This is a genomic window from Micromonospora sp. DT62, assembly GCF_049847285.1.
Taxonomy (GTDB): Bacteria; Actinomycetota; Actinomycetes; order Mycobacteriales; family Micromonosporaceae; genus Micromonospora; species Micromonospora reichwaldensis.
Window position 1 is genome coordinate 70,806 of record NZ_JBNCOB010000006.1, and the last position, 12,905, is coordinate 83,710.

The 12,905-nt window shown below is 71.8% G+C and carries 8 protein-coding genes and 1 tRNA gene; 5 read left to right on the top strand and 4 right to left on the bottom strand.

All coding sequences use genetic code 11. The features are described from left to right. Nucleotides 1-6: 6 nt before the first annotated feature. On the bottom strand, nt 7-1,293 hold the full coding sequence (locus ACPXCB_RS11290; RefSeq protein ID WP_425874612.1) for a macrolide family glycosyltransferase: 1,287 nt from the start codon (nt 1,291-1,293) through the stop codon (nt 7-9). A 35-nt stretch (nt 1,294-1,328) separates the two neighbouring features. On the opposite strand from ACPXCB_RS11290, the gene ACPXCB_RS11295 reads away from it, so the two are divergent. Both ACPXCB_RS11295 and ACPXCB_RS11300 read left to right on the top strand, forming a co-directional pair. After that, nucleotides 1,329-2,207: an alpha/beta fold hydrolase gene (locus tag ACPXCB_RS11295; protein WP_425874614.1), complete on the top strand. Its 879-nt coding sequence runs from the start codon at nt 1,329-1,331 to the stop codon at nt 2,205-2,207. 113 nt (nt 2,208-2,320) lie between these two features. Next, complete coding sequence (locus ACPXCB_RS11300) at nt 2,321-3,349, top strand: radical SAM protein (RefSeq protein WP_107156523.1); 1,029 nt, start codon at nt 2,321-2,323, stop codon at nt 3,347-3,349. Nucleotides 3,350-3,548: 199 nt separating this feature from the next. Here ACPXCB_RS11300 and ACPXCB_RS11305 read toward each other — a convergent pair whose 3' ends face one another. Continuing rightward, complete coding sequence (locus tag ACPXCB_RS11305) at nt 3,549-4,136, bottom strand: LmbU family transcriptional regulator (RefSeq protein ID WP_393008553.1); 588 nt, start codon at nt 4,134-4,136, stop codon at nt 3,549-3,551. A 287-nt stretch (nt 4,137-4,423) separates the two neighbouring features. Here ACPXCB_RS11305 and ACPXCB_RS11310 point away from each other — a divergent pair, with 287 nt between their 5' ends. Then, nucleotides 4,424-5,509 carry a hypothetical protein gene (locus ACPXCB_RS11310; RefSeq protein WP_425874617.1) on the top strand — a complete coding sequence of 362 codons (1,086 nt, stop codon included), beginning with the start codon at nt 4,424-4,426 and terminating at the stop codon, nt 5,507-5,509. 31 nt (nt 5,510-5,540) lie between these two features. Here ACPXCB_RS11310 and ACPXCB_RS11315 read toward each other — a convergent pair whose 3' ends face one another. After that, nucleotides 5,541-6,659 carry an IS630 family transposase gene (locus ACPXCB_RS11315; RefSeq protein ID WP_425874619.1) on the bottom strand — a complete coding sequence of 373 codons (1,119 nt, stop codon included), beginning with the start codon at nt 6,657-6,659 and terminating at the stop codon, nt 5,541-5,543. 378 nt (nt 6,660-7,037) lie between these two features. Continuing rightward, a tRNA-Leu gene (locus tag ACPXCB_RS11320) sits at nt 7,038-7,121 on the bottom strand. A 222-nt stretch (nt 7,122-7,343) separates the two neighbouring features. On the opposite strand from ACPXCB_RS11320, the gene ACPXCB_RS11325 reads away from it, so the two are divergent. Both ACPXCB_RS11325 and ACPXCB_RS11330 read left to right on the top strand, forming a co-directional pair. Next, complete coding sequence (locus ACPXCB_RS11325; protein WP_425874621.1) at nt 7,344-10,103, top strand: tetratricopeptide repeat protein; 2,760 nt, start codon at nt 7,344-7,346, stop codon at nt 10,101-10,103. Between the two features lie 155 nt (nt 10,104-10,258). After that, nucleotides 10,259-12,892 (top strand): fibronectin type III domain-containing protein, encoded by a 2,634-nt coding sequence (locus ACPXCB_RS11330; protein WP_425874623.1) that lies wholly within the window; start codon nt 10,259-10,261, stop codon nt 12,890-12,892. Nucleotides 12,893-12,905: the final 13 nt, after the last annotated feature.

Consider the following 12,905-nt stretch of genomic DNA (forward strand, 5'->3'; position numbering starts at 1 on the left):
GGTGGCTCAGACAGCGACCGCACGTCGGGCGAGGAAGGCCTCGGCCGCGTCGGCCGCGACGATCGCCCCGTCGCCGCGGAGGTGCCGGTCGCGGAAGCCGCGTACGGCGGCGCGCTCCGGGGAGTCGCCGAGCAGGGCGGTGGCGGCGTCCCGTAACGCGCTCGCGGAGAGTTCTCCCGCCGTGAGCCGGCGACCGAGGCCGAGTTCCGCCACCCGGGCCGCGTTGACCTTCTGCTCCGGGCGCTCCGGCACGACGACGGTGGGCACCACGGCCAGCAGGGACTCCATGACCGAGTTCATCCCGCCGTGCGACACGAAGACATCCGCGTGGCGCAGGACGGCCGGTTGGGGCACCACCGGCGCGACGACGACGCCCTCGGGGACCGGCCCGAGAGCCGCGACGTCGAGATGCTCACCGACGGCCAGCACCACACGCCAGTCGGCGGTGCCGAACGCGCCCAGCGCGGCCCGGTACACCTCCGGACGGTTCGACGCGGTGCCGAGCGCGACCAGCACCAGGGGCGCCTCGCCCGGCGGTGGTTGCCAGCCGTCGTCCGTGCCGGCGGGCATCGCGCTCGGTCCGGCGAACACGAAATCGTCGGCGAAGGTCTCACCGGCCGGCTGGAAGGCCCGAGGCAGGAACACGATGTTCAACCCGGGGGTGGGCTCCGCCATCATCACCGCGGCGGTGTTGACGCCGTGCTGCACCGCCAGGCGGCGCATGTCCCGCCAGACCGGTCGCAGTGCGGCGCGCTCCGGGCCGCTCATGCCGGCGGCCTGGAACTGTGCCCGGGTGTGCTCGTTGCCGGCGATCGTCGGCAACATCCGGATCCCGGGCAGGCCGAGGCGCTCCGCAATCATCCGGCCCGGCGGCGTCGACATGTCGTAACAGACGCTGTCCGGTCCGTGCGCGACGGCCCACTGATACAGCGCCTGGTATCCGTTCTCGACGAGGTCGGCGTAGAGGCGCATTCTTTCGACGTATCGAGTCGGTCCGCTGTCCGCCGTCGGAGTGCCCGGCGGCAGCGCGAACCCGATCGGCAGGAATTCTGCCCCGGTTGCCGTCACTGCGGCGGCGAATCGATCACTGGTCGCGTAGGTGACCCGATGGCCGCGACGGACCAGCTCGGCGGCGAACGGCAGCGTCGGATTCACGTGGCCATCTGCGGGAAGGCACACAAAAAGCAGGTGCCGGCCGACCCGCTCGTCGGCGATCTTTCTCATGGAAATCTCCCGAATGTTCGGCCCGCCGTGGCGGAGGAATTCGATATCTTCGGTCCAGTATCGCCGCATGCCCTACGAACAACCATTCCCGACCGAGGAGAAAAATGGAAAAATATGTCGACGTCGCCCCCGGAATTCAGTTGTACGCACGGCTGGACGGGCCGGCCGGCCGGCCCGTCGTGCTGCTGGTCGCGGGGGCGAATGCCGCCGGGTCGAGCTGGCCGGACGGCCTGGTGTCGCAGCTCACCCGCCATCACCGGGTCCTGCGTTACGACCATCGCGACACCGGCCGTTCGACCCGGGTCTTCGACCGGGACCCGTACCCGGTGACCGTCCTCGCCACCGACGCGGTCGCCGTGCTCGACGCGTTCGGCATCTCCCGCGCGACCGTGGTCGGCACGTCGCTCGGCGCGCAGCTGACCCAGCTTCTCCTGCTGGACGCCGCCGATCGCGTGGCCTCGGCCGTCCTGCTCTGCGCGGCGGCGCTGCCGATGCCCGACGCTCGGCAGTCCGACCACCCGGGCCCGTCGCCCGCGCTGGCCCGGGTGTGGCGGGGCCTGGCTGAAGCTCGCGACCCTGCGGAGGTGGTGGAGTGGAAAGTTGAGCAGTGGCGGCTGCTCAACGGGCCGCGGTTGCCCTTCGCCGAGAACGCCTACCGCCGGCTGGAGCGTCGTGCCGCCGCCGCACGAGGGCCGGCCGGACCGCTACTGGGCCCGCACGTCCGTGCCGATCCCGGCAAACTGGCCCGCCGCCCGGAACTCGCCCGCGTGCGGGTGCCCACACTGGTGCTGGAGGGGTCCTGCGACCCGATTAATCCGCCGCCCTGTGCGGCCATTCTGACCGCGTCCATTCCTACCTCCCGCCGCGTCACCCTCGCCGACATGGCTCACTTGATACATCCGCTCGTGGCTCCGCAGATCGCGGCTCAGGTCGCCGGATTCGTCTCGCCGGCGGGACATCGGTTCGGACCTCCCCCGACTTGAGTCGACCACGTCGAGGCCCCAGGATAGGAATCGGCGCCCGGCAATTGCCCACCCCCTTGGAAGGGTGTTCGGCGCATGCTCATCACCCTCTTCACAAGTGCTGGGAGAGACGAATGCAGAAACCTCAGAAAGACCCGGTCTACGTGCGCGCTTCGGTCTGGCCGAAATGCGATCTGGTCTGCCGTTACTGCCCGGTCGAAGAGGGAATGGAAAATCGTGTACCGGCGAGGTACGCCGGACAGCAACTGACCACTGAGCAATACTTGCGCAACGCCGCGGCGATCGCTTCGGCCGGCATTGGCGGCATCTCGTTCACCGGTGGCGAGCCGACGTTGCGCCCAGACCTGGGTGACATCATCGAGGCGGTCCGCCCCATGTACGAACGGGTGGAGTTGACCACCAACGGCGCCCGCCTGCCGAAGATCGCCGACGCGGTGAGCCGGCACATCGATCTGCTGAAGATCTCGCTGGACAGCGTGCGGCAATCCGACGTCCTGCAGATCACCGGCCGCCGCTTCGCGTACGCCCACGCGACCGAATCGATCCAGTGGGCGATCAGCGAACGTGTGCCCCTTGCTCTTAACGCGGTCCTGATGCGTCGCACCCGTGACGTCCTGGACCAGACCATCGATTTTGTCGCCGACCTGGTGTCCGACGCGCGCTCACCAGTGCACCTGAGCCTGCTCGACTTCTACTACTCACCCAGCCGGCGGGCCGAGTGGCAGGAGGACTACCTGCCTACCGACAAGGTCCTCGAACTGCTGACCGACCGCTACGGCGAGCCGGAGATCCAGGAGCGGTTCGGATGCCGCTTCTACTGGTACGACGCTAACGGCTTCAGCGTGCGCCTCAAGGACTCCTACAGCGCCACGATGCGCGCGCCCAAGTGTGAAGGCTGTGCCAGTTACTGCCAGGAGGGCATCTACGGCATCAAACACTCGGTGGAGGGGTGGCTGACCACCTGCCCGAGTGACCGGGAGGACCTTGGCAACCTGCTGCATCCTGACCTCAGCGATGAGCAGTTGACCGAGCGGGTGACCGCGATTCTGGCCGACGTCGACAACGCGAGGTCGACACCGGACTCGTTCGACGTGATGTGCCGGACCCACGATCTGCGGCCCGCGGCAGCGGTCGCGTCCTGACGTCGCGAGCAGGATGCGGCGGCGCAGGAAAGCCGCTGAATGCCGGCGCAGCGCGTCGACCGGGCGTGCTGCGGGCGCCGGCCGTGAACGTCGGCGGGTATTGAGACCTCCGGTTTCGGTGTGGACGTCGGCGCCCCACGCCTCGCCGGAGGTCTCGCCCTGTCTCACCCCGCCACGCCGTCGACGCCCTTCATGGGTGCTACCGCTGGCCGCCGGTCGCGCCAAGGGCCTGCGCCGCGGCCCGATCGAGGGCTTGCACGATCCAGGCGTCCAACGAGGTGTTCAACTCGGCGGCGGCCTTCTGCCAGGTGTCGATCCGGTCCGTCGACACCCGGACCCGGGGCAACTCGGCGGCCTTCCGGTCAGCGCGCTGGGCGGCTCGTCGGTGATTGCGCAACTGGATCCGCAGTCGGTTACGCGACCATCCCTTTTCGGCTGCCAGGTCGAGCCAGTGGTCCTGTTCGGGCTCCGGCAACGCGGCCACCTCCGTGTGGTGCTGGAAGCTCAGCTCCTCACGGCGGCGACCGATGGGGAACTTGCGGGCGATCCAGGCATAGTTACGTAACGTCTGGTATTCCAGGCCAACCCGCTCCACGGTCTCGGCGTATCTGCGCTCGTAGCGTTCCTGCCCGTAGATCAACCAGTCGCCGAGGCACCACGCGAAGGAGTCGACCAGCCGACTGATCCGGAAGCCGGCGTCGGCCCAGTCGTCGAAGGCGAGGTCGGAGGGTATGACCAGGCCTGTCCGCGTCGTCAAGATTCCGGTGCCTCCGTTGCCCCGTTCCACGGCCGTTTTCCTGGCGCTAACCACGCAGATTCACTCCCCGTTTTGAATCTGTTACCAACTGCAAGGAAGCCTATCCGAAGGGACGCACTGATCGAAGTGCTTCCATCAGTGACACTTGTGGGCATCCTGCTTGTCCACTTGGTACTGTCTTGTGGCGCTCTGGTTCTTATGCGGCGGGAACTCGTCCCGGCGGTTGGCGGACTCCGCAGCGAAGCGTTCGCGAGTTGCCGCGGTCGGAGCAGCGGACGACTGTCTGTGCGCGCCGAAAGATCGACTAGCCTTGGTTCGTGGCCGATCGATGGTCCGTCGTGACGGAACCCGACATGCTGTCGCGCGCCGGCGTGCCGGCGCAGGCCCTGCCGGCGGAGCACGTCACCTACGTGGTCGGGCCGTCGGCGATGCTCGTCATCGTCGAGGTCGGCGACCGGGTGGGCGGCAACGCGGTGCAGAGCTGTGACGGCGTGGCGCTGCGTGAGCCTTTCCCCGAGACCACCGCAGCGCGGTTGAGCAGTGCCGGACTGCCACTGCTCGGGTTCGTGCGCGTGCCCGAGGGCTACGTCCCCTTGGGAAGGCTGGAGAACACGGTCAGCCGGTACGAGCCGATCAGCATCGACGGCAGTGCGTGGCCATTCGACGGTGAAGCCGAGCTGACATGGTGTCAGTTGCGTCTTGCGAAGCGGATGCCGTTCGACGTCCTGGACCGGGTGCGACCGACACCGCAGCAACCGCTTCCCACCCTCGACTGGCTCCGGTTCCTGCCGGACGACCCGATGGCCGCCCTCCGCGACTTCGTGGCCGGCTGGTACGCCGACATCCCCGCCGCCGACGACGGACTCGACGCCCAGAACCTGAAACTTCCCGCGCCTCTGCTCGCCTTCTACCGGGCCGCCGCCGGGCGCCGAGAGGTGCTCGGCCTGCACAACGAGATCTACACCGCCGACGAGCTGGAGTTCGAGGACGATGGGCGGCTGCAGTTCGGGGCGGAGAACCAGGGCGTCTTTGCCATGTTGCTGGATCCGACCGACGCGGACCCCATCGTCCAGTACGACGGACTCCATGCGGAACAGGAGCGGGAGCCGCTGAGCGCCTTTCTGCTGCAGTTCCTCCTCTGCGAAGCTTCCTACTCCAGCCCTTTCACCGGCTTCGCGACCGTCACCGAGGAGCAGGCGAGGCTGCTGGTCCAGCCACTGCACCCGGTACCCCTGCAACCCATGCGATGGCCGGGCGACCCCACCCGCCACTACGTCAGCGACGGCGTGGTCGTCACCACCGCCACCGCCCCCGACGGCTCGATCGAGGTGTACGCCGGAAGCCGGCACCGGTCGGCACTCCGCCCGCTACGCGACGCTGTTTGGGAACGATTCGACGGCTAAGTGCCTTGACCACGAACGTTCGGGGTGTTGGTCAGGCTGCGCGGGTGGTGGGTTGGCCCCAGGGTCGTTGTCGTTCGTTGCGGATGCGGGCGCGTTCTCGGCGTTGGGCGGCCAGGACGTCGGGGTGGCGGGCGTTGGCGTTGCGCCACCGCAGGTAGGCCTGCAGCCGCCGGGTCAGGACGGTGTGGTTCGGGTGGTTCGAGCCGGCGATGACGAAGGTGCGCAGCGGCCCGAACTGGGCCTCGATCGGGTTGGCCCAGGAGGCGTAGGTTGGGGTGAAGCAGAGTTCGACCTTGTTCCGGGTCGCCCATGCCCGGATCTTTCGGCCTTTGTGCGCGGACAGGTTGTCCAGGATCACGTAGATCGGTGCGCCGTCCGGGCGGGCGGCGCGGATCGACTTGAGCGCGGTGAGGGTGTTCGCGGCGCTCTTACGCTGCCGGACGACGCCCCAGAGTTGGTCGTCGCCGACGCTGTAGCAGCCGTGGAAATGCCGGACTCCGTGCAGCTTGTGGTAGTTCGCGGGCAGTCGGTGCGGGTGCCCGGTCGGCGCCCATTGCGTGCCGGCCTGGGGGCGGATCACCAGGGGCCCGAACTCGTCGAACGCGAACACCCGCTGTGGGAAGTGGCTGCTCACGTACTCGATCCGGGCGAGTTTGGTGTCCCGGTCGGGGTCGGTGGACTCCTCCCACGTCTTGGTCCGCTGGAAGGTGATCCGGTGCCGGCGCAGGATCTGCCGTAGCCGTTCCCGCCCCACCCGGACCCGTCGGCTGGAGTGAAGGCGCAGGTGGTCGGCGAACTTGCGGATGCTCCAGCGGGTGAACGGCCGCCCCAACTTTTCGGGGCGGGTGTTGGCCGTCTCGACGATGAACTGTTCTTCGTCAGGACTGATCTGGCGGGGACGGCCACCCGCCCACTGAGGGTCCAGGCTGGCCATCCCCATCTCGTTGAACCGGTGGACGACCTGCCGGATCGTGTCCTCATCAGCCTGAACGAGACGGGCGATGGCCGGCACCGTGTTCCCACCGGCCGAGGCCAGCACCACCATCGCCCGCCGCAGTCGGATCGGTGAACCGGCTCCCCGGCGAGTGATTCTGAGCAGCTGCTGGCCTTCCTGATCGCTCAGCCGCCGCACACGTACGGGTTCTGCCACCGCCACAGCCTGACCGCCACGACGCCGCCCGGCCACCAGGCCAGACGGCGTGTCATCCAACACCGTGAACGTTCGTGCTCAGGGCACTAGCATCGACCGCCGCGAGGCGGTACACCTTGGCCTCGGTCCGCTGCTGCGCGACCGCTGGCATCGGTAACGGAGCCCGTCGCAGGGTTGCGTGTGAGTCACGAGGGCTGCTTCGCCCACGGTCCGGCAGAAGAACCGGGGGAACGACAGAAGCCAGAGAGGGATCAGCCACAGCGACCACCACCGTCGACCGACACAGGGTCGGCGAGGTTGGTCGCGAAGATCAGATCCACGTGGTCAAGGAGCCTTGACCACCAGTACGTAAGAGACGGCATGGATGCCGCAAATTTGTGTCCGAGGGGGGACTTGAACCCCCACGCCCTATACGGGCACTAGCACCTCAAGCTAGCGCGTCTGCCATTCCGCCACCCGGACCTGCTCGTCCAGCCTACCGTGTCGACCGAGGGGATCTTCCACCCGTCGGCCGCCCTGGTGGGCCGCACGGGGAGTTACTGTACACGGCCCGGGTGGATCATGCACATCAGCTTCCGGCCGATGGGTCGCCGCAGGTCGGACGGGTGACCGGACCCGGGTGAGCCGCAGCCAACCGGTGGACCTGGGTAGCGTCCGACAGGCCTCACGCGGCAGCATGGCCACGTGTCCCATCCCTCTCCCCTGGCCGCCGTGCAGCACCGGGCCCTCGCCCTGCGCGCCGCGGGCGATCTCTACTCCGCCCGTCGACTGCTCAACGACGCCGTCGGCTCCGCCCGGCCGCCGTACGGCAAGGACCACCCGGATGTGCTGAGCACCTCGCACCTGCTGGCCCGCCTGCACCGGGAGGCGGACGATCCGGGTGCCGCCCGGCGCGTGCTGGAGGAGGCGTTCGCCGCCGGCGAGCGCCTCTGGCCGCCGTCCGATCCGCTGATGCTGGCGCTCTCCTTCGAGCTGGCCGCCGTAGCGGACGAGCTGGGCAACCGGCACGAGGCGCGCCGCAACTACACCCGCGTCGCCGCCCTCGGGCCCGCCGTGCTCGGCGCCGACCATCCTGCGGTACGCACGGCACGGCAGTATCTCGGCGACGCCGCTCCCGCCCCTCAGCCCGCGCCGCCGGCCGCGCGGCCCGACATGTCCGCGCTCTCCGAGCCGACGATGTCGCTGGCGGTGCTCTCCACCACCTGGCGGCCGCACGAGCCCGCCGCGGCCGGCCCCCCGCAGCCGTCCGCCGCGCACCCGACGCCGCACGTCGCAAGCGGCCTGCCGGCCGCCCCGTACACCCCGCCGATCCCGCCGCCGCCACCCGTTCCGGGCGTACGCGGCGTGGGACGCGCCACCCCCGTCGCCCCGGCGCCGCGCCCTGCGGCGTCCCCGCAGCCGCCCTACCCGGCCGGCCACGCGGCGCAGATGCCGCCCGCGCCGCCGCAGCCGTATCCGGCCCCGCCGCAGGGCGCCCAGGTGCCGCCCCCGCCGGTGGTGCCCGCCCCGCCACGGCAGGCGTGGGCCCCGCCGCCGCCACCCCACGTGCCGGCCCCGCCGCAGGCACCGCATGCCCCCGGACGGGGACAGGCCACCCCGTACGCCGCCCCGCCGCAGCGGATCCCGCCACCACCGACGATCCCGCCGCCGCCGGTCGTGCCCACGCCACCGGGGCCGGCCCGCGCCGCCGTACCCCCGCCTCCGGCCGTGCCGCCCTCGGCGCAGCCGCCGTACCCGAAGCCACCCGCCCCTTCCCCGGGCGGAGCCGAGCCGGCCGCGCAGGCGAGGGCTGCGGTGCCCCCGACGGGACCCGCCGTTGCGCCCCGACACCAGGCCGACGACGAGGCGTCCCCGACCGTCGGCCCGTCGGCCGCGACGGCGGCGCCCGAAGCCGCGTCCCCGTCGAGCACGCCGCCCGCAACGACAGCGGGGCCCGATGCCGAACCGTTGTCCACCACCGGTGCAACCAGCGCCGTGACACCCGGACCGGGCGCGCCGGCTTCCGAGCCTGCCGCGCCGGACGTCCGGTCCTCGCGGCTGACCGGCTCCGTCGACGAGGCCCCGCGCGCATCCGCGCCGGAGGCGACCGCCCCGGCGTCGGAGGCGGCGGCGCCGTCGGAGGCGGCGGAGCGCCCGGCGGGGCCGGCGCCCGGATGGGCCAGGCCGACCATCCAGGTCAAGCAGATCGAACCGCTGCTCGCCGAGGAGATCGCTCGCGCCGCCGGCACTCCCGCCGGGCTGGCTGCTCCGGTCAGCCCCGCCCGGTCATCCGAGACGCCACCGCTCGACACGCCACCGGCAGCGACACACGCCGCACCGATCAGCGCACCACCGACCCCTCCGGTCAACGCACCGCCCGCGCACCCGACGGGCAGCGCGCCACCCGCGCCCCCCGTCAGCGCACCGCCCGCGCACCCGACGAGCAGCCCGCCCGTCAGCGCACCGCCCGCGCACGCGACGAGCAGCCCACCGTTCAGCACACCGCCGCGGGGCGTCAGTACGCCGCCGGTTCCCCCCTTGCCGCCGATCCCGCCCCCGCCGTCGGTGATGCCACCGCCGGTCAGCGCGCCGCCCGCTCTTCCGCAGCAGTTCAGCGCACCCCCCGGGATTCAGCCGCCGGTGAGCGCCCCGCCCGGGGGCCAGCCGCCGGTGAGCGCCCCGCCGTGGAGCATGTCCGCGCCGCCGTGGAGCAGCACGGCTCCCCCGCAGGCGCTCACGGGCGCGCCGACCGACGCCGACACCGACGCCGAGCAGCCGGACGTCGGGGAGGAGCTGGAGCGGGCCGAGTCGCAACGGCAGCGGGTGGAGGTAGAGCAGCCGGAGCCGGAGCGGGAGCGGGTCGACGACCTGCCGCCGGCGTACCTCGACATCGACGAGACGTTCCCGATGAAGGCGCAGCCCGTGCGGACCCGGCCGACGGCCGAGCACCCCGTACAGCAGCAGGCGCCGGCCTTCCCGCCGCCGCCGGCGTACCCGATGATGCCGGAGCCCGAGGAGGACGGCCGGAACCGTACGGCGGTCATCGTCGCGGTCGTCGTCGCGGTCCTGGCCGTGGTGGCGATCGTCGGCGTGGGCGTGCTGGTGCTCAACCGGGACGCGGCGGCGCCGGCGGGACCCGGCTCGCCGTCGGCCGCCGCGCCGTCCGCGTCGGCGGTCGGTCCGCCGCCGGGCGGGCTGACGCTGAAGGACGACTCGGCGACGATCACCCTGAACTGGACGGACCCGGCGGGTGGCGGGGTGCCGTTCATGGTGGCCGGCGGCCGGACCGGCCAGGCGCTGGGTGTGATGGCCACGGTGGACCCGGGCCGGACCAGCTACACGGTCAACGGGCTGAACTCGCGGGTGGACTACTGCTTCACCGTGCTGGCGGTCTACTCGACGGACTCGTTCGCCACGTCCGGGCAGGTCTGCACGGAACGGGAGGGCGACACGCCGTCGAGCTGACCGGACACCACGGCGCGGCGCACACGCTCGGTGTCCACAGGGGGACGGTGCGGGTTCCCATGCCCCCGACCCGGCCATATGATGGCACCCGGCTCAGGGGAGGGTCGCCGTCATGGCGTGCCACCTGCCAGGGACGACACGGGAGGCAGCCGGTAGTGGCCACCATCGACGACGCCGGACACGCCGGCACCGGCCCCCCGCGTCCCCGGCCCCGCCGGATGCGCGGCGGGGTCGTCACCATCGCGACGGTGGCCGCGCTGCTGGCCGCCATGGGGCTCACCGTCCACGGCCTCGGCGCGGCGGACAACGCGGTGGCGAGCCACGACGCGAGTTCCTGGCTGTGGAGTGCCGCGCGCAGCGAGCTGGCCCGTGTCAACGGGATCACCGCGCGGGTCGACACCCGCGTCGGGGTCCCGGGCGCCCGCCGGCACCCGGTGCAGGTCACCCAGACCGACCGGCTGCTGGTCCTGCGGGACCTGAACACCGGGCAGGTCAGCTCGCTGGACCTGGCCACCCTCCAGATCACCGCGACCACCCGGACGACCCCGGGGCTCGGCGTCAACGTCGCCCTGCACGAGGACGCGGCGTTCGTCGTCGACGCCGTGCAGGGCGTCGTCCGGCAGCTCGACCCGCGGTCGCTGACCCCGATCGGCGAGCCGGTGCGCTACCCGCCGGGCATCACCGGCGGGTCCTTCGACGGCGAGGGGCGCCTGTGGATCGCGGTCCCCAGCGAGGGCACCGTCTCGGCGGTCACCGCCGCGCCGCTGCCCTCCGCGCCCGCATCGGCGGCCCCCGCCGGGGCCGGACTCAGCCCGAAGAAGGTCGAGACGTACGACGTCGCGGACGCCAGCCACGAGCTGGTCCTCTCCACCTTGGACGATGGCGTCGCCGTGCTCGACCGCACCGCTGGGACACTGGTGCGGGTGCAGGGCGGCAAGGTCCAGAAGACGCCGCTGACGATGACCGCGCCGGGCGCTCTGCCGGCGCGGACCAGCGGGCCGGACGTGCCCGTGACGGTGCCCGGCGAGCGGCGGGTGCACGTGGTCGACAGTGGTGGCGCGGTGCGGGCGTTCACCGTGCCGGGCGCGGGCGACAAGCTCAGCCCGGCCGTGGCGTGGGCCGGCCGCTACTACTGCGCCGACGAGGCGTCCGGCACGGTCTACGCGTTCGACTCCGGCGGCCAGCTCGTCGACACCATCCGGGGCCGGGGCACCGGGCCGCTGGAGCTGGAGGTGCGGGAGAACCACCTCTTCATCAACGCCCCCGACTCGGCGACCGCGCAGGTGGTGGACGACAAGCACCAGGTCCGCGAGGTCGACAAGTACGCCAACGACGTGCTCGGCGGTGACCCGCCGCCGGCTCCCCCGCCGCCGCCCCCGCCCAAGAAGCCCGAGGTGGGCAAGCCGGGCGCCCCGCGCGGCGTCACCGCCGCCGCCGGCAACGCGCAGGCCCGGGTGAGCTGGCGGCCGGCCCCGGCCAACGGGGCGGAGATCGTCCGGTACGTGGTGCAGGGCGCCGGCCAGCGCGTGCAGGTGGGCGCCAACCAGCGGGCCGTGGAGATCAAGGGCCTGACCAACGGTGAGACGTACCGGTTCTCGGTGCACGCGGTCAACGCGAAGGGCGACGGTCCCGCGCGCACCAGCAACCCGGTGACGCCGACGGCCGCCGTGCCGGACCCGCCCGCCGCCGTCACCGCCCAGGAGCGCCCGGACGGCACGGTGCTGGTGAAGTGGCCGGCCGCCAACGGGCAAGGCAACACGATCGCGAAGTACGTGGTCACGGCCACGTCGGCGGGCACCAACGCCCCGGCCGGCGAGTCCCGCAGGACGGAGCTGGTGGTGCCGGCGGGCGAGTTGGAGTACGGCACGCAGTACGCGTTCACGGTGGTGGCGGTCAACGACCGGGGCGCCGGCTCGGCGGCCTCGCCGGTGAGCAACACCGTCGTGCCGTACGCGCCGCCGGAGCGGCCGACCGACCTGCGACCGACCACGGTGGCCGACCGGCCGGGCGCCGTCGCGGTGCAGTGGTCCCCGGCGGTGGCCAACGGCCGGCCGGTGACGAAGTACGTCGTCAACGTGGGCGGGCGCAGCAGCGAGGTGACCGACACCCGGGCCACGGTGGACGGGTTGGGCAACGGCCAGAACGTCACCGTGAAGGTGCGGGCGGTCAACGAGGCCGGCCCCGGCCCGGAGGCCACCGCCACGGCCCGCACCGTGGCCGAGCCCCGCGTCACCGTGACGGGTTCCTCGGCGACCGCCACGTCGGCGACGGTGACGTTCACCGTGGACGCCGGCGGCGGCAAGGCCACCTGCTCGCTGAGCACGGGCGGTGAGCCGGCGAAGTCCGGCAACTGCTCCAGCATCACGATGACGGGCCTGACCCCGGGCACGGCGTACACCTTCACCGTGACCGCGAGCAACGCCGCCGGCAAGGGCACCGGCAGCCGCGCCCAGGCGACCGACGCCCTCTACGGCATCGCGACCTGCAAGAACGGGCCGGACGGCGATCAGCGCACGTACTGCGACAGGGACGTAGACGGCCGCAACGGCAACGAGGTCTTCAAGGTCACCCGGCAGGACAACGACCAGCAGGCCGGCTGGGCGAAGCCCGGCACCCGGCTGAAGGCGTACTGCAAGAAGTCGGGCGAGAACGTCGATTCCTGGATCTACAACAACCAGAAGCAGAGCACCTGGTGGGTGCAGGTCGCCTACGAGGGGAAGAACTACATCCCCTGGGCCTGGCTCAACCTGGAGGGCGGCGACGACATCAAGGACCTGCCCACCTGCTGACCCACCCAGGCAA

Bases quoted from the DNA above. Each gene is read 5' to 3' on its own strand.
- ACPXCB_RS11300 (WP_107156523.1), top strand. From the start codon at position 2,321: ATGCAGAAACCTCAGAAAGACCCGGTCTACGTGCGCGCTTCGGTCTGG.
- ACPXCB_RS11295 (WP_425874614.1), top strand. From the start codon at position 1,329: ATGGAAAAATATGTCGACGTCGCCCCCGGAATTCAGTTGTACGCACGG.
- ACPXCB_RS11290 (WP_425874612.1), bottom strand. From the start codon at position 1,293: ATGCGGCGATACTGGACCGAAGATATCGAATTCCTCCGCCACGGCGGG.